Genomic DNA, 16,204 nt, shown 5'->3' with positions numbered 1-16,204 from the left:
CCCACACATTGCTTCCCGCGTCGGCGTTGAACGAGTCGAAGCCCGTCGACGGCACGGCCGCGGACAGCGACTCCGCGACGACGGGGATCAGATGGTTGACGTCTGCACTGGTGACGTCGGTGAGATTGGCGTCGGCGATTGCCTGAGCCGGGTTCGCCGCATACTGAGCGGCCGCGTCTGGATCGCGCACGACCGACATGACGAAGTCGAGGAGCGAGTTTGCCATGACACACCTCCCTTTCGAATCGGCGATAGTTAAATCTTCTTTTGGTTCGACTTGAATGCTATCGGCGCAGCGCGTCGGCGTGATCGGTACCGAACCCACCCCCGCGGCGACGCCGTTAGGGGACAGCGCATTAGGGGTTCTGCGCCGTTAGGGGAATGCCGGTGCGGCCCACCCAGGGCAGCTAAGGTGAGGACTTGCTTTTTCGATCCATCGGGGGATTTGAATCAACATGGGATGTGGGTGTAGATGAGCGACGCACTGGGGTTGTCGGTCGGGACCACCAATCTAGTAGCGGCCCTGGGCGGTAACCCCCCGATCACGCGACGGTCGGTACTGACGCTGTTCAACGACCGCGGTCCCGAGGTCGGCGAGTACTCCGGACCGAACCCGCCGCGTCTGGTCTTGACCGGATTCGTCGAGCGGGTGGGTGACCCCGTGCCGCTGGTCGCCTCGGACGGCTCGTCGCACCGCGGGGAAATCGTCCTCGTCGAAGCGCTCGACGCCATGTCCCGCGCCGTCGGCGGCGGCACGCCCGTCACGATCGCCGTGCCCGCGCACTGGGGGCCCGGCGTGGTCGGTGCGCTGCGCAGCGCGCTGCGGGCCAAGCCCGGCCTGGCGCCCGGTGGCGTTCCGCCGACCCTGGTCCCCGACTCGGGGGCGGCGTTGGCGGGCCTGCGCACCGCGCCGGGACTGCCGCCGGACGGCGTCGTGGTGTTGTGCGACTTCGGCGCCAGCGGGACGAGCATCACCCTGGCCGACGCCCGCGCGGGCCTGGCGATCATCGGCGACACGGTCCGCTACAACGACTTCTCCGGTGATCTGATCGACCAGTCACTGCTCAACCACGTCATCGCAGGCATCGCCGACGCCAGGGACTCCGATCCGGGGAGCACGGCGGCGGTCGGGTCGCTGACCCGTCTTCGCGACGAGTGCAGATCTGCCAAGGAACGGCTGTCGGCCGACACCGCGACGGTCGTGCCCGCCGAACTACCCGGCTACTCATCGGACTTCCGGGTCACCCGGTCCGAGTTGGAAGGGCTCATCGAGCAACCGCTCGCGGGTCTGGTCGCCGCCGTCGAGGAGGCGCTGCAGCGCTACCGCATTCCGCTGGCGAGCGTCTCCGCGGTGGCGACCGTCGGCGGCGGCGCCGCGGTGCCGATCGTCACGCAGAGCCTGTCGGAGCGGCTGCGGGCACCGGTGGTGACCACACCCCAGCCGCAGCTCGTCATCGCCGCAGGCGCTGCGGCTGCCGCCGCGACCGGCTTCGGCGCCGACGCCCCCACCGGCATGGGACCGGTCGCCGACGCACCGACGGGCCTTGCGCCGACGATGGGTTGGGTGGCGGATGGACCGCCGACTGCCGCCGCACCGCCGCTCGACGCCACGTCGGCCGCGAACTCGCTGGCCTGGTCGCAGGACCAGCCCGGGGGCGGTGAGCCGCTGCCCTACGCCGGTGCCGACTACCAGTCCGAGTACGTCGGTCCCACCGACGCCCGCCCCGAGGTGGCCTTCGCCCACGAGGAAGAGGACGACCGTCCGGACTCCGAGCCCCTGGCTTGGTACAAACGGCCGCCCATCCTGTTCGGTGCCGCGGCGGCGGCGGTCCTGCTGGCGATCGGTGGGTTGGCCGTCACCCTGACCAGCTCGTCGGAACCGTCGACTCCGGTCACCGAGAACGTCACGCTCACCAGGACCGGGTCCGACGGCTCGATCACCACGACGGTGGTCCCGGCGTCGTCGTCGACCGAACCGAACACCGGGTCGGCCACCACCACGGCCACGGCGTCGCAGTCGCCGACCAGCTCGACGACCACCACCTCGCCCACCACGACGACGACCACCACGACCACCACCACGACGACGACCACCACCACCACCACGACCACCACGCCGACGACCACCACGACCACGACCACGACTTCGGTTGCGCCGCCGCCGTCGCCACCCACGTCTCAGGCGATCATCACCGGGCAGACGGCGCCACCGTCCGCTCCGTCTGCGGCGGCATCCGTTCCGTCTGCGGCGGCATCGGTTCAGACGGTGGCAGCTGAAGTGGCGCCCGTCATTCCGTGACCGTGCATGACGTCGTCGCGGCGTTGACGGCGCGGGACCCGACGAAGCCAGGAGAACCAGCCAAGGTGCTGGTATCCGGGGGGATCGGCACGGGGAAGACCGCGGTGCTGAGCGACATCCGCTCTGCACTGCGGGACGCGGGCGTGACCGTGATCGCACGGCCCCCGCGCGACGGCGATCCAGCCACCGCAGCGGTCGTGATCGACGACGCGCACCTCCTCGGTGGACCGGATCTCGACGAATTGGCCGACCTGGTGGGCGATCCCGCGACCACGATGGTGATCGCGGCCGAACCGCTTGCGCATCACCCCGCTCTGGCTGCGCTGTCCACCGCGCTGGCGCGACAGAGTCCCGTCGTGACGCTTGGCGCATTGGCGCCGGCCGAGGTGAACCGGTCGATCACCGAGATCCTCGGTGCGACACCGCCCGTGGAGCTCGTCCGGGTGGTCATGACGACGACCGCGGGGCTGCCCTTCCTGGTCCGTCCCGCCGTCGCGGCGCTCGGGTCGCCCGACGGCGAGTCGCCGGCGGGGGCCGTCGCACAGGCGGCCCGCGTCGCCCTCATCGAGCGGTTGCGCCGCGTCGACGAGGCCGTCCTCGAGACGCTCCTGGTGTCGTCGCTCAACCCCGAACTCGGGCCCGACGACGTCGCCGCCGCGTTGCGTACCGACGTCGAGCAGGCCCACACGTTGGTGGACCGCGCGCGCGCCAGCGGCCTCATCGCGCCGTCACACAGCCAGACCTTCCTCGGTTCGCTGCACGAATGCCTTTCGCAGATCATCGGTGCCACCCGGCACTACGACATCGAGGTCGCACTCCTCCGCAGCCAGGTCGAGAAGTCCACGCTGTCAATGGATCTCGCGCTCAAGTTGGCCGACCACGGGTTGCGTCATCCGCAACTCGCGGACGCGCTCACCGGCCTCGCCGAGCGCAACCAGGGCCATCCGGGTCGGGCCGCCCGGCTCTACCGCGCCGCCACCGAGGTCGGCGCGACCGCCCTCACCGCACGGCTTGCCGACGCGCTCGCGCTGACGGGGGACTGCGGCACGGCCGGTCGGCTGGCCGACGAACTCCTGGCGTCCGAGGACCCGGCGGAACGGGCCGCGGCGGTGCGGATCGCGGCCAGCGTTGCGACGCACGACGGCGGTGCGGCACAGGCCGCCGAGTTGTTCCGCTGGCTGGGCACCTACCCCGACGCCGTCGTCGGGGCGGCAGGCGCGATCGTCGCGGTCGGCGTTGGTGACGCCGCGGCGGCCACCGCGGCGGTCGCCGTCGAGAGCGCGGGACCGCCCACCTCGACCGCGCGCGCCGCCCGTAGCTTGGCCGAGGGTTTGATTCAGACCATCGACTCACCGTACCCGGCTGCGATTGCCCGTCTGGCACAATCGATTACGACGGATCAGACGGCCACGGGCGTCGCGCCCGACACGCCTGCCGCGTTGGTGACACTGGCGGCGCTGCACGGCGGCGACCCCGTTCGCGCGCGCAGCGTCATCGGCCGCGCGGTCCGCGCAGCAGGCGACGACGAGGGCTTCGTCGCTCCTCGGCACCGACTGTTGCTCGGTTGGGTCCGGATGCAGGAGGGCCAACTGGCTGCGGCCGAGGCCGATGTGACGGTGGCGATCGCCGCCGCGGGTACCGAACTGCACCGCAGAGATGCGCTCTGGGCCGCCGCCCTGCAGACCGCCATCGCCCGGCGCGGCGGTGACAGCGGATCGGTGCAGAAGCATTGGTACGCCGCGATGGAGGTGCTGACCGAGTACTCGTTGGATCTGTACTCGCTGCTGCCGCTCGGTGAGCTGTGGGTGTCCGCGGCCCGGCTCCGCCAGGTCGACCGGCTCCAGCACACCATCGACGAAGCGTTCAATCTGCTGGGCGCCCTTGGCAATCCGATGCTGTGGTCGTTGCCGCTGCACTGGTCGGGCGTGCATGCAGGCATCCTGGCGAACTCGCCGGAGGCGGTGGCGCCACACGGCCAGGCGTTGACGTCCGCCGCCGGTCACAGTGCGTTCGCCAAGGCCCTGGCCACCGCGGGCCGCACGTGGCTGCGGGTGCTGGCCAACCACGTCGAGGTCGACGAGGTTACCGTCGCCGCGCGGGCGTTGGCGCAGCACGGGCTGGGCTGGGATGCGACGCGGCTGGCCGGTCAGGCCGCCCTGCAAACACCCGACGGGCGGGTCTCGGGGGCGATGTTGCAGTTGGCCCGCGACCTCAAGCTCGCCGTCGCCGCCCAGGACGACGTCGACGTGCCTGCGGCGGTGGCCTCGGCGCGCCAGCCCGGCTCGTCGATGCCGCCGTCATCACGGTTGTCCGATCGGGAGCGCGAGGTCGCCGAACTGCTGCTGCAGGGCCTGCCGTACCGGGACATCGGTAGTCAACTCTTCATCTCGGCGAAGACCGTCGAGCACCACGTGGCGAGGATTCGCCGCCGACTTGGCGCCGAATCGCGGTCGGAGCTGCTGTCGATGCTGCGGGCGATCCTGGGCTCGCCTGCCTGAGCCGCCGGTCCGATCCCCCTACGCGCCCCCATCCCCTAATCGCAATCCCCTACGGGGGTCACCGTCGCGACGGGTCGGGCACCGATCCGCCGGGCGCCGAATCGCCTTAGCGTCGATTCATGCTCACGAACCGACACGCCGCGGCGCACACGCTGGGCATCTCCATCGGCGCCACCAACCTCGTGGCGACCTCGGGATCGCAGGCCGTCGTGCACCCCGCCGTACTGCGTCTTGCGCAGGGCGGCTGGCTCAGCGGTTTCGTCGACCGCATCGGCGATCCGGTCCCCCTGGTCGCCTCCGACGGCTCCACCCACCGCCCCGAAGCGTTGCTGACCGAGGCTCTGGAAGCGGTGACCAGCGCGCTGCCCGACTCCGCCCACGTGTCCGACGTGGCAGTGACGGTGCCCGCGCACTGGCATTCGTCCACCGTCGACGCCCTGCGTGCGAGCCTGCCGCAACGGACGCGACTGGTCCCCGACGCCACGGCGGCGCTGCGCGCGCTGCGGGCGAATCCCGGCCTGCCGTCGCGCGGTGTGGTCGTCGTCTGTGACTTCGGCGGCAGCGGAACCAGCATCACGCTGGTCGATGCGGACGCAAGAGACGCCCGCATCGGCGACACGGTCCGGCTCGGCGACTTCTCCGGCGATCTCATCGATCAGGCGATCCTGCGCAAGGCGGTGGCCGAGCTCGGCGATGCCGGGCAGGCCGACCCGTCCGGCACGGCCATGGTGGGGTCGCTGACCCGGTTGCGCGAGGCGTGCCTGCTGGCCAAGCACCGGCTTTCGGCGGAGACGGCGACGGGCATCGCCGTCGACCTGCCCGGCCAGCGCACCAGCATCCGGTTGACCAGGACCGAACTCGAACACCTCCTCGATGAGCCGCTGGCCGGCTTCCTCGCCGCGCTCGACGACACCCTGGAACGCAACGGCGTCCCGGCGGCACACGTCAGCGCGGTCGCGACCATCGGCGGCGGCGCGCGCATTCCCCTTCTCACCCAACGGCTCTCGCAGCACTTACGCACCGAGGTCGTGACCACGCCGCATCCTCAGCTGACGGCCGCCGCGGGCGCGGCGCTGCTTGCGGCCAGCTCGCCGTCCGACGAGACGGCGACCACGCTGACGCCGACCGCACCGAATGCGGCACCGTCATCCACCGTGGCCGCCGCGGAGGTGCCGACGGCGTTGGCCTGGTCGCAGGACTCCGATGACGTGACCGACGTCGCGCAGTTCGCCCCCGTGGAGTTCAGCCGGCCGCACGTGGACTTCGGCGAGCCCGAGTGGGACGACATCGCCCCGCGCCGGCGTGGGCCGCTGATCGCGTTCGGCGTGTCCGCGGCCGCCGCGGTCGCCGCACTGGCGGTCTTCGGCATGACCCAGTTCGACGGTGAAACGGCTCCGGCGAGTTCTTCGAGCAGCATCGCCGTGTCGACCGCACCGGCCACGTCGACGCAGCCGGTGGTGTCGCCCGTCGCGGAGACGGCCACGATCGTCGTCACACCGGCACCCCGGCTGGTGCCGGTGGCACAGCCCCGCCCCCAGCAGCCAGCGCCCCTGACGACCACGGTGACCACCACAGCAACGCCCACCACGACGACGCCAACCACCACGACGACCCCGACCACGACGACCCCCACGTCGACGTCGCCGACGAGCACCACGAGCACTTCGACGCCGACCTCGATGCCGGAGATGACGATCAAGACGATCCCGATCGATCCAGGGCCGGGGAACGGTCACTAGTGACTTAGGCCAGCCTTCGTAGCGTCGCTCAATCCCTAGATGCAACTATGAGCAGGCATCTAGCATAAGTTACCCGTCAGTAACCAAGTTGAAGTTACTGGCTGGTAACTTGGAACGGGGAGGCGCGCGGTGGATACGCAGACGTTGATCAGGCTGGTCATCGGCCTACTGATGACTGCCGTCGTGATGGTCTTCGCCGCGAAGCGCGTGCTCTGGCTGACGAACCTGATCCGGTCGGGGCAACCCACCCTCGACGAGGACGCACGCAAGGACAACATCCCCACCCGCTTCCTCACGCAGATGAAAGAGGTGTTCGGGCAAACCCGGCTGCTGCGCTGGTCGATTCCCGGCATCGCCCACTTCTTCACCATGTGGGGCTTCTTCATCCTGGCCAGCGTCTACCTCGAGGCCTACGGCGTGTTGTTCAACCCGAGGTTCGCCATCCCGTTCGTCGGCCATTGGGACGCGCTGGGCTTCCTGCAGGACTTCTTCGCGCTCGCGGTGCTGCTCGGCATCACCACGTTTGCCATCATCCGGCTGCGCTCGGAGCCCAAGGAGTACGGTCGCGAGTCACGGTTCTACGGATCGCACACCGGTGGCGCCTGGCTGATCCTGTTCATGATCTTCAACGTCATCTGGACCTACGCGCTGTTCCGCGGTGCGGCGGTGGCGACCGGGAACCTGCCCTACGGCTGGGGCGCATTCTTCTCGCACGGCATCGGCGCGCTGCTCGAGCCGCTGGGCCACTCCGTCAACGAGATCATCGAGACCGTCGCCCTGATGCTGCACATCGGCGTGATGCTGGTCTTCCTGCTGATCGTGCTGCACTCCAAGCACCTCCACATCGGTCTGGCGCCGATCAACGTCACCTTCAAGCGGCTGCCCGACGCGCTGGGCCCGCTGCTGCCGATGGAGTCGGGCGGCCAGCTGATCGACTTCGAGGATCCCGCCGAGGACGCGGTGTTCGGCCGCGGCAAGATCGAGGACTTCACCTGGAAGGGCTATCTCGACCTCACCACGTGCACGGAGTGCGGCCGCTGCCAATCGCAGTGCCCGGCGTGGAACACCGGAAAACCCTTGTCCCCCAAGCTCGTCATCATGGACCTGCGCGATCATTTGATGGCCAAGGCGCCCTACATCCTCGGCGAGAAGCCGCATCCGCTTGAAGGCCTGGACCTGGAGACCCCCCACGAAGAGGGGCACCACGTGCCGGAATCCGGCTTTGGCCGTGTCCCCGGCTCGGGTCCGGCGCAGGACCTCCGCCCACTCGTCGGCACCCTGGAGCAGGGCGGCGTCATCGACCCCGACGTGCTGTGGTCCTGCACGAACTGCGGCGCGTGCGTCGAACAGTGCCCGGTCGACATCGAGCACATCGACCACATCGTGGACATGCGCCGCTACCAGGTGATGGTGGAGTCCGAATTCCCCGGTGAGCTCGGCGTGCTGTTCAAGAACCTGGAGAACAAGGGCAACCCGTGGGGTCAGAACTCCAAGGACCGCACCAATTGGATCGACGAGGTCGACTTCGACGTCCCGGTCTACGGCGAGGACGTCGACAGCTTCGAGGGCTACGAGTACCTGTTCTGGGTCGGCTGCGCAGGCGCCTACGAGGACCGCGCCAAGAAGACCACCAAGGCCGTCGCCGAACTGCTGGCCGTCGCCGGGGTGAAGTACCTGGTGCTGGGCACCGGCGAAACCTGCACCGGCGACTCGGCCCGCCGCGCGGGCAACGAGTTCCTGTTCCAGCAGCTCGCCGCCCAGAACGTGGAGACCATCAACGAGCTGTTCGAGGGGGTGGAGACCGTCGACCGCAAGATCATCACCACGTGCCCCCACTGCTTCAACACCATCGGGCGCGAGTATCCGCAGCTCGGCAGCAACTACAGCGTGCTGCACCACACCCAGCTGCTGAACCGGCTGATCCGCGACAAGAAGCTGGTTCCGGTGGCCCCGGTCAGTCAGGACGTGACCTACCACGACCCGTGCTTCCTTGGCAGGCACAACAAGGTCTACGAGCCGCCACGTGAGCTGATCGGCGCGTCGGGCGCCACGCTCACCGAGATGCCACGGCACGCCGATCGCGGCCTGTGCTGCGGCGCAGGCGGTGCGCGGATGTGGATGGAAGAGCACATCGGCAAGCGCGTCAACCACGAGCGCGTCGAAGAGGCGCTGGACACCGGCGCAGCGAAGATCGCCACCGGCTGCCCGTTCTGCCGCGTGATGATGACCGACGGGGTCGACGACGTCGCCGCCGCCAGGGACGTGGAGAAGACCGAAGTGCTCGACGTCGCCCAGCTGCTGCTGGCCTCGTTGGACAAGAGCGCCGTCACGCTGCCAGCCAAGGGTGCGGCCGCCGAGGCCGCGGCCGCGCGGGCAGATGCCGTTGCCGCCAAGGCCGAAACCGCTCCCGCCGAGGCGAAGCCCACCGAGGACGACGAGGCCGAGCCCGCCGCGAAGAGCGATACGGCGGCCGACGCCAAGCCGGTCACCGGCCTCGGCCTCGCAGGTGGCGCCAAGCGTCCCGGTGCCAAGAGCGCCGCGCCGGCGGCGAAGAGCACGGCCGCCGCACCCGCCGCGCCGGTGAAGGGCCTCGGCATCGCCGGTGGCGCAAAGCGTCCGGGCGCCAAGAAGTCTGCCGCACCCGCTGCGGAGAGCGCTGCCCCGGCAGCCGAAGCCGCACCGGCCGCGCCCGCGGCGCCGGTCAAGGGCCTGGGCATCGCAGGTGGCGCCAAGCGTCCCGGTGCGAAGAAGGCTGCCGCGCCGGCGGCTGCCGAGACCGCGTCGGCCGCACCTGCCGAGGCGACGCCCGCAGCGCCTGCCAAGCCAGAACCCGAGGTCAAGGGCCTTGGCATCGCGTCTGGCGCACGCCGCCCGGGCGCCAAGAAGGCCGCTCCGGCGGCCGCACCGGCTGCGGAATCGGCCCCGGCACCCGCCGAAACGCCGCAGGCGGCACCCGCGCCAGCCTCTGCCAAGCCGGAACCGGAGGTCAAGGGCCTCGGAATCGCTGCGGGCGCTCGCCGTCCCGGTGCCAAGAAGCCGGCTCCTGCCGCCGCGCCCGCTCAGCCTGCCGCACAACCGGCTGAGCCGGAACCGACGCAGGAGCCGACCGAAACCGCTTCTGCCAACGGCGAATCCGCTGAACCGGCCAAGCCGGAGCCACCGGTGGTTGGCCTCGGCATCAAGCCGGGTGCCCGTCGGCCCGGTAAACGGTAAACGGCGGAATTGCTAATTCGCTGGACGGTGATGGGACGATGAAGGACGTGAGCACCCAACAGGTTCCGTGGCACACCGGCCACCAGCCGCGACAGCGCACGTTCGCGCAGTCGACCAAGTTGCAGGACGTCCTGTACGAGATCCGCGGGCCGGTGCACGATCACGCGGCCCGACTCGAGGCCGAGGGGCACCGGATCCTCAAGCTGAACATCGGCAATCCCGCGCCGTTCGGGTTCGAGGCGCCCGACGTCATCATGCGCGACATGATCCAGGCGCTGCCGTACGCCCAGGGGTACTCCGACTCCAAGGGCATTCCGAGCGCGCGCCGCGCAGTGTTCACGCGCTACGAATTGGTCGACGGTTTCCCACGTTTCGACATCGATGACGTGTACCTCGGCAACGGGGTCTCCGAGCTCATCACGATGACGCTGCAGGCGCTGCTCGACAACGGCGACCAAGTCCTGATTCCCGCCCCCGACTACCCGCTGTGGACGGCGTCGACGGCGCTGGCGGGCGGCACCCCCGTGCACTACCTGTGCGACGAGACGCAGGGCTGGATGCCCGACATCGCCGACCTGGAATCGAAGATCACCGACCGCACCAAGGCGCTCGTCGTGATCAACCCGAACAACCCCACCGGCGCGGTCTACACCCGCGAGGTGCTTCAGCAGATGGCCGACCTGGCCCGCAAGCACCAGCTGCTGATCCTTGCCGACGAGATCTACGACAAGATCCTGTACGACGAGGCCAAGCACATCGCGATGGCGTCGGTCGCACCAGATCAGCTGTGCCTGACGTTCAACGGGCTGTCGAAGGCCTACCGCGTCGCCGGCTACCGCGCGGGCTGGCTGGTGATCACCGGTCCGAAGGAACACGCCAGCAGCTTCATCGAGGGCATCAGCCTGCTGTCGAACATGCGGCTGTGCCCGAACGTGCCGGCGCAGCACGCCATTCAGGTTGCGCTCGGCGGACATCAGAGCATCGATGACCTGGTGCTGCCCGGCGGCAGGCTGCTCGAGCAGCGCGACGTCGCGTGGAACAAGCTGAACGAGATCCCCGGGGTGTCGTGCGTCAAGCCCGAGGGTGCGCTCTACGCGTTCCCGCGCCTCGACCCCGAGGTGCACGACATCCAGGACGACGAGCAGTTGGTGCTCGACCTGCTGTTGCAGGAGAAGATCCTCGTCACCCAAGGCACCGGATTCAATTGGCCCGCACCGGATCACCTGCGCATCGTGACGCTGCCGTGGGCCCGCGACCTGGCCAACGCAATCGAGCGGCTGGGCAACTTCCTGGCGAGCTACCGCCAGTAGTCGGGCATCCCGCACATCCACCAATCGTCTCCCAAGGGGATGGGTGACCGGCAGAAGATGCCGTAGAGGTCGGAGCCCAGAGGCGAGGCGTCCGGGCTGTACATGTAGCCGCCGGTGTCATCGGGCAGCCCGAGCCGCTGCGGGAAGTACTTGGTCGTCCCATCGGTCTCCACCTGCCCCTCCTTGGTGAGGAATCGCCGACAACCACCACCACTCGACCCGCAACAGCTGGCAACCCTGTCCGGGTGGCGCATCGACAGTCGCACTCGCAGCCGTCCGGCCCTGCGCCGCTGGGCCTCGGCCTTATGTTTCGTCGACGTGCTCGAGCAGGCCGAGCTGTACCAAGGTCGACGTCCACGCGCCCGTCACCTCGCTGATCCGGCGGCTGAAGATCGACCACCGCTCCTGGTGTCCAAATCTGTCATGCAACAGCCCGACATAAGCGATCAACGTGTCCCCGTCATCGACTGCTGCGAGGTAGCAGCACGTCCGCTCGTACTGAATGAGCAGATTGTTCTCGACTGCGTAGCGCACGAGCGTTGACGTGCAATCGAATTCGTCGAAGACCGCGATCACGTGACCAAGGCTCTCGCAGAGGGCGTCGGCGAACGCCACCGTGTCGGTGGCACGACCGAACCGAATCTCATACGGAAGGTCCGGCACCACCGACTCCCAGCGCCTGTCGAGTAGGCAACCATAGAGCGGCCGGTCGCCAAGGTTCTCGTACGGCCACGTCGAATCAACCTCGGTGGACCCAATGCCCACGTTGATGAAGTACCCGTGTGACGGGGTGCTGCCGTTGTGCCAATTCCCTTGGAATCCGATCACATCGTACAGAGGCCCGCGGCTCCGTCGAAAGGCATTGTCGCGCTGAGTGAAACCGCGCGCCCCGAGAACAGACGAACATCCGTTGACAGCAATTGTTCGAACGCCCGCTTCAAGGGCGACTGCTCGATTGCGCGTTCATCCACGCCGTTTTCCTCCCCCCACGACCCCGTTCAAAAGACTAAGCCGCCCCGACACATGCTCCGCGCGGCAATTCAGCCTCGCCCTCTAACCTGTCCGAGTGGCGCATTCACACTCGCACTCGCAGCCGTCCGGCCCTGCGCCGCTGGGCCCACTGGCCGCCAAGATCGTCGTCGGCCTGCTGATCGCCATCGGCGTCGCGGTCATCGCGGGAGCCGCGCTGCTGTGGCCCCGCCAGCAGAGCGTCGCCATCCCGCTGCCGTTCCAGAACGCGGCGGGTGGAGCGGTCACCACCGAATCCGCCCACGTGATCTCCAGCGGGTTCGCGGACTGCGGAAGCACCTCGGTGGGCGCAGTCCTGACCGCTCCGCCGGTCGCGGCGCCGCCCGGCGGCGGTCGATGCGTGCAGTCGCTGGTCACCATCGACTCCGGACCGAACAAGGGCGCCAACACGCTGCTGGAGTTCAGCCCAGGACCCGGGCAGCCCAGCCTCGCGGTCGGCGACAACATCCGGGTCAGCAGGCAGGTGGATCAGAACGGCGCCACCAGCTACGCGTTCTTCGACTTCGAGCGGACCTGGGCGCTGGTCGGGCTGGCCGCCGTGTTCGCCGTGGTGATCGTGGCCGTCGCGCGATGGCGCGGGTTGCGCGCGATGGTCGGCATCGTGGTCGCGTTCGGGGTGCTGACGGTGTTCCTGCTGCCCGCCCTGCGCGACGGCGCACCGGCGATTCCCGTCTCGCTGGTGGCGTCGGCGGCGATCCTCTACGCGGTCATCTATCTGGCGCACGGGGTCAGTTTGCGGACCAGCGCGGCGCTGCTCGGCACGCTGGCCTCGTTGCTGCTCGCCGCCGTGTTGTCCTGGGCTGCAATCGAACTGGCGCATCTGACCGGCTTGTCGGAAGATCAGAACAACGAGGTCGCCGCCTACCTCGGCAACGTTTCGATCACCGGCCTGTTGCTCGCCGGTTTCATCGTCGGTTCGCTGGGCGTGCTCAACGACGTCACGGTCACGCAGGCGTCGACGGCATTCGAACTCGCCGAGCACGGAGCGTCGCGCACGGCGATCTTCCTTGGCGCGATGCGGGTGGGCCGCGACCACATCGCGAGCACGGTCTACACGCTGGTGCTTGCCTACGCCGGCAGTGCGTTGCCGCTGCTGCTGCTGTTCAGCGTGGCCAACCGCTCCCTCGGCGACGTGCTGACCAGCGAGAGCGTGGCCATCGAGATCGCCAGGTCCGCGGTGGGCGGTATCGCGTTGGCGTTGTCGGTGCCGTTGACGACGGCCATCGCCGCCGTGCTCGCGACGCCAGCCAACGTTCCAGCAAATGGCCGCTAGAACGGCGTGTGGCTCAGCCATCCGTCCCAGATGGTGGCGTCGCCGAATACCTCGATGCCCGCCTCGGCCGAAGTGCGGCGCCGCGTGATGGTCAAGAGCAGATCTACCGCCCTGCCGCGTACCGCCGTCTCGCCCTTGGCATGATCGTGCGACCAGTTCACGCCGTCTTCGTCGTGCGTGATCGTCCACTCCCCCGTGGGGCCAAGGCCGTCATCGGTGGCGTGCAGGTGCAGCGACGAACCGCGGGGCAGCGGCGCTGAGCGGGGGTCGGCCTGGATGGTGCACCGGTCGATCCACTCGCTGACGCCGTCGGCGGCCAGTTCGGGTGACAGGTCGAAGTCGGCACCGACGGCCAGTGCCGCATCGGCGCGGTGCACGGTCGCCTCGTGCAAGCGCCGCCGGATCCACCACCCTGCGGGCCGCGGTCCGAGGAACGTCCACACCCGGGCCTCGGGACCGACGTGATCGACCGCGGACAGCAGCAGTTGCACGCCGTCGTCGAGCCAGTCGATCGCGGCGTCGGGGTCGTCGGGGGGCTTGCCGTCGGTCACCGCGCGGGGGTCCAGCGACTCCTGAAGTCGTTCTGCGACGATCTGGGCGCTCCACCGATTGCCGCGGCCGACGTGCTTGAACAGCTGGTTGAGCGTCCAGCCGGGGCAGGCAGGCACCGGCGTCGCAGGGTCCCCAGCGCGAATCTGGGCGCCGAACGCCTTGGTCTCCTCGATCAGGGCTGCTCGGAAGTCCACCCTACGAACGTACCGCGCTGCGTGCCTGGCCAAGTGCGATCGGCAGTGACGCCCAACCGCGCAACACCCGGGTGTCGCGACGGCTGCCTGCTCCTGCCAGCGCGGCGTCGGGGTACCGCGCGAAGAACGTACGCAGGCCGACCTCGCCCTCGGCCCTGGCCAGTGCTGCTCCGAGGCAGAAGTGCCTCCCCCCGGAGAACGACAGGTGCCTGCCCGCGTTCTCGCGGGTGATGTCGAAGCGGTGCGGGTCGGCGAACACCGCGGGATCGCGGTTGGCCCCGGCGAGGTACAGGATGACGAGCTCGTCGCGCTTGACGGTCCGGCCCGCCACCTCGGTGTCATCGCGGGCGACCCTGGCGCTCAGCTGAACCGGCGATTCGAGCCGCAGGATCTCCTCGACCGCGCCCGGCCACAGATCAGGATCGTCGAGCAGCATCGCCAGCTGGTCGGGATGCTCGAGCAGGATCCGGATGCCGCTGCCGAGCAGGTTCACCGTGGTCTCGAAACCCGCGGCGAGCACCAGCCCGGCCGTCGCGCGCAGTTCCTCGTCGTTGAGCCGCGCGCCGCCGTCGCTCGCCGCGATGAGCTGGCTCATCAGGTCGTCTCCGGGGTTGTCGCGCAGATGCTGCAGGTGGTTGGTCAGCCACGTGTTGAACCCGTCCAGGCCATCCTCCACCCGCACGTACTGCTTCCAGGACAGGCCGATGTCGAGACTGGGCGCGGCGAGTTCACCGAATTCGAGGATGCGGGGCCGGTCGGAGTCCGGCACGCCGATGATGTCGCCGATGACCGTGACCGGCAGCTGCGAGCAGTAGCGGTCGACGACGTCCACGATGGGACCGACGCTGCCGTCGTCGAGACCGTCGATCAGGGCGGTGGCCGCCTGCTGCACGCGCTCCCGCAGCGCGGCGACGGCTCTGGTGGTGAACACCGACGACACCGTCTTGCGGTACCGGGTGTGCTCGGGGGGTTCGACGGACAACAGCGACGGCGGCAGCAGCGGATGCAGCCGGCCCTTGACCATGGTCTTCTGCTCGATCCAGCCCAGCGGATTGGGCAGGGTGCTGCCGATGGAGGTGACGGCGAAGTCGTCGGACCGCAACAGGTGATGGGCCAGCGCGTGGTCGGTGGTGAGCCACGCGGCACGACCGCGGACGAGCGGCCCGAGGGCCCGGAGTTCGTCGGCGAAGCCACCGGGGTCGGCCCGAACGGTGAGGTCGGCGATGAGCCGGCCCTGCGGTTCGCCGCGACGCGCACCGTAGGACGCCAGGCTGCGGATGACACCGTGCAAGGCCACCCAGTGCAGCCGTCGCCTGATTGCGGGCTTCATTTTTCGAGCTTAAGCACCGGACGCAGATCGTCCAAGCGGTCGAACAGCTGCCACACGTACGCCGACGAGCCGTTCTCGCGGTGGGCGTGCAGGTCGGCGAGACCGGGATCGTTGCAATAGCCGTCGAAGGCGTCCTTGGAGTCCCACTCGACCAGGATCAGCACCTGACGGGGCGCGACGTCGCCGAGGATGGACTCGCGGAACTTGCCGAGCGCGACCACGCGGCCGCCGTGTCTGCCGACCTCGGCCGCCGACCGCTTGGAGTAGGCCAGGTATTCGTCGCGGTTGGCGACGTCGAACAGGTTCAGGGCATAGACCGTCATGGCCGTGACGTTACGACGCGAGCGGCTCCGCTACGCTGCCGGCCGGTTGAGCTCGTCGAAGCGGGCGAGCGCGGCGTCGAGGTCGGCCTCGTCGAAGAGTTCGACGCGGTTGATGAGGTCGCCTTCGAAGGTCAACAGGTTGATGAACCGCCATTCCGCCTCGAAGCCCTCATGCGAAGTCCCATATGAGACTTGGGTGACGACTGCTCCGAAGTCACCCAGCAGATGCACGGTCTCAACGTGACTTCTGAGGTCGGGCGTGAGATCCATGGAGGTATCGATGACTGCGCTCAAGTCGTTTGGCGCGAATGGTGTAGCTCGTCGGTGGTCGACGTTTACCCAGTCCGGTGTCGTCGGCGGGAACTCGTGCCGATTAATCGCGGCGAAGGCGCCAGCGACGGCCGACCATGTGTGTGCGTAATCGGCCGCTTCGCCGACGAGGTA

General features: G+C 69.0%; 13 protein-coding genes. 6 read left to right on the top strand and 7 right to left on the bottom strand.

Annotated elements, in window-relative coordinates; translation table 11 throughout:
* Positions 1-226 (bottom strand): Rv0340 family IniB-related protein (locus QOC69_RS05295; protein ID WP_526437087.1); only part of this gene is annotated, 226 nt, incomplete at its 3' end.
* Positions 227-472: 246 nt separating this feature from the next.
* Here QOC69_RS05295 and QOC69_RS05290 point away from each other — a divergent pair.
* The 5 genes from QOC69_RS05290 to QOC69_RS05270 all read left to right on the top strand — a co-directional run bounded on the left by QOC69_RS05290 (position 473) and on the right by QOC69_RS05270 (position 11,059).
* Positions 473-2,299: an Hsp70 family protein gene (locus QOC69_RS05290; protein WP_526437085.1), complete on the top strand. Its 1,827-nt coding sequence runs from the start codon at positions 473-475 to the stop codon at positions 2,297-2,299.
* Complete coding sequence (iniR, locus tag QOC69_RS05285; RefSeq protein ID WP_526437083.1) at positions 2,296-4,797, top strand: isoniazid response ATPase/transcriptional regulator IniR; 2,502 nt, start codon at positions 2,296-2,298, stop codon at positions 4,795-4,797. Before QOC69_RS05290 ends, iniR begins: the two co-directional genes overlap by 4 nt.
* 119 nt (positions 4,798-4,916) lie before the next feature.
* Positions 4,917-6,536, top strand: coding sequence for an Hsp70 family protein (locus QOC69_RS05280; protein ID WP_526437081.1), 1,620 nt, complete (start codon positions 4,917-4,919; stop codon positions 6,534-6,536).
* A 171-nt stretch (positions 6,537-6,707) separates the two neighbouring features.
* Complete coding sequence (locus tag QOC69_RS05275; RefSeq protein WP_526437093.1) at positions 6,708-9,749, top strand: heterodisulfide reductase-related iron-sulfur binding cluster; 3,042 nt, start codon at positions 6,708-6,710, stop codon at positions 9,747-9,749.
* A gap of 20 nt (positions 9,750-9,769) precedes the next feature.
* Positions 9,770-11,059, top strand: coding sequence for a pyridoxal phosphate-dependent aminotransferase (locus QOC69_RS05270; RefSeq protein WP_526437091.1), 1,290 nt, complete (start codon positions 9,770-9,772; stop codon positions 11,057-11,059).
* Here the strand turns inward: QOC69_RS05270 and QOC69_RS05265 are convergent.
* A complete protein-coding gene (locus tag QOC69_RS05265) occupies positions 11,047-11,232 on the bottom strand; it encodes a hypothetical protein (RefSeq protein WP_526437079.1) in 186 nt (61 codons plus the stop codon). The two genes, QOC69_RS05270 and QOC69_RS05265, sit on opposite strands and share 13 nt — an antisense overlap.
* Before the next feature lie 130 nt (positions 11,233-11,362).
* The gene (locus tag QOC69_RS05260) at positions 11,363-11,980 is read right to left on the bottom strand and encodes a DUF4304 domain-containing protein (RefSeq protein ID WP_526437089.1); all 618 of its coding nucleotides are present in this window, start codon (positions 11,978-11,980) and stop codon (positions 11,363-11,365) included.
* Positions 11,981-12,125: 145 nt separating this feature from the next.
* Between QOC69_RS05260 and QOC69_RS05255 the strand changes: the two genes are divergently transcribed.
* Entirely contained in the window at positions 12,126-13,361 is a 1,236-nt protein-coding gene (locus QOC69_RS05255; protein ID WP_526437077.1) for a YibE/F family protein, read from the top strand.
* Here QOC69_RS05255 and QOC69_RS05250 read toward each other — a convergent pair.
* The 4 genes from QOC69_RS05250 to QOC69_RS05235 all read right to left on the bottom strand — a co-directional run.
* Positions 13,358-14,107, bottom strand: a complete 750-nt coding sequence (locus QOC69_RS05250) for a maleylpyruvate isomerase family mycothiol-dependent enzyme (protein WP_526437075.1) — start codon at positions 14,105-14,107, stop codon at positions 13,358-13,360. The genes QOC69_RS05255 and QOC69_RS05250 overlap by 4 nt on opposite strands.
* 1 nt (position 14,108) lies before the next feature.
* Positions 14,109-15,437 carry a cytochrome P450 gene (locus QOC69_RS05245; protein WP_526437073.1) on the bottom strand — a complete coding sequence of 443 codons (1,329 nt, stop codon included), beginning with the start codon at positions 15,435-15,437 and terminating at the stop codon, positions 14,109-14,111.
* Positions 15,434-15,760, bottom strand: a complete 327-nt coding sequence (locus QOC69_RS05240) for a DUF1330 domain-containing protein (RefSeq protein WP_526437071.1) — start codon at positions 15,758-15,760, stop codon at positions 15,434-15,436. The genes QOC69_RS05245 and QOC69_RS05240 overlap by 4 nt, the downstream gene beginning before the upstream one ends.
* A gap of 30 nt (positions 15,761-15,790) precedes the next feature.
* Positions 15,791-16,204, bottom strand: a 414-nt coding sequence (locus QOC69_RS05235; protein ID WP_526437069.1) for a hypothetical protein, incomplete at its 5' end; no start/stop codon positions are given.

Origin of the sequence: Mycobacterium sp. (assembly GCF_032162105.1) — a bacterium.
GTDB lineage: Bacteria > Actinomycetota > Actinomycetes > Mycobacteriales > Mycobacteriaceae > Mycobacterium.
Note: the sequence above shows the minus strand (reverse complement) of the source record. Positions and strands in the feature narration are given on the sequence as shown.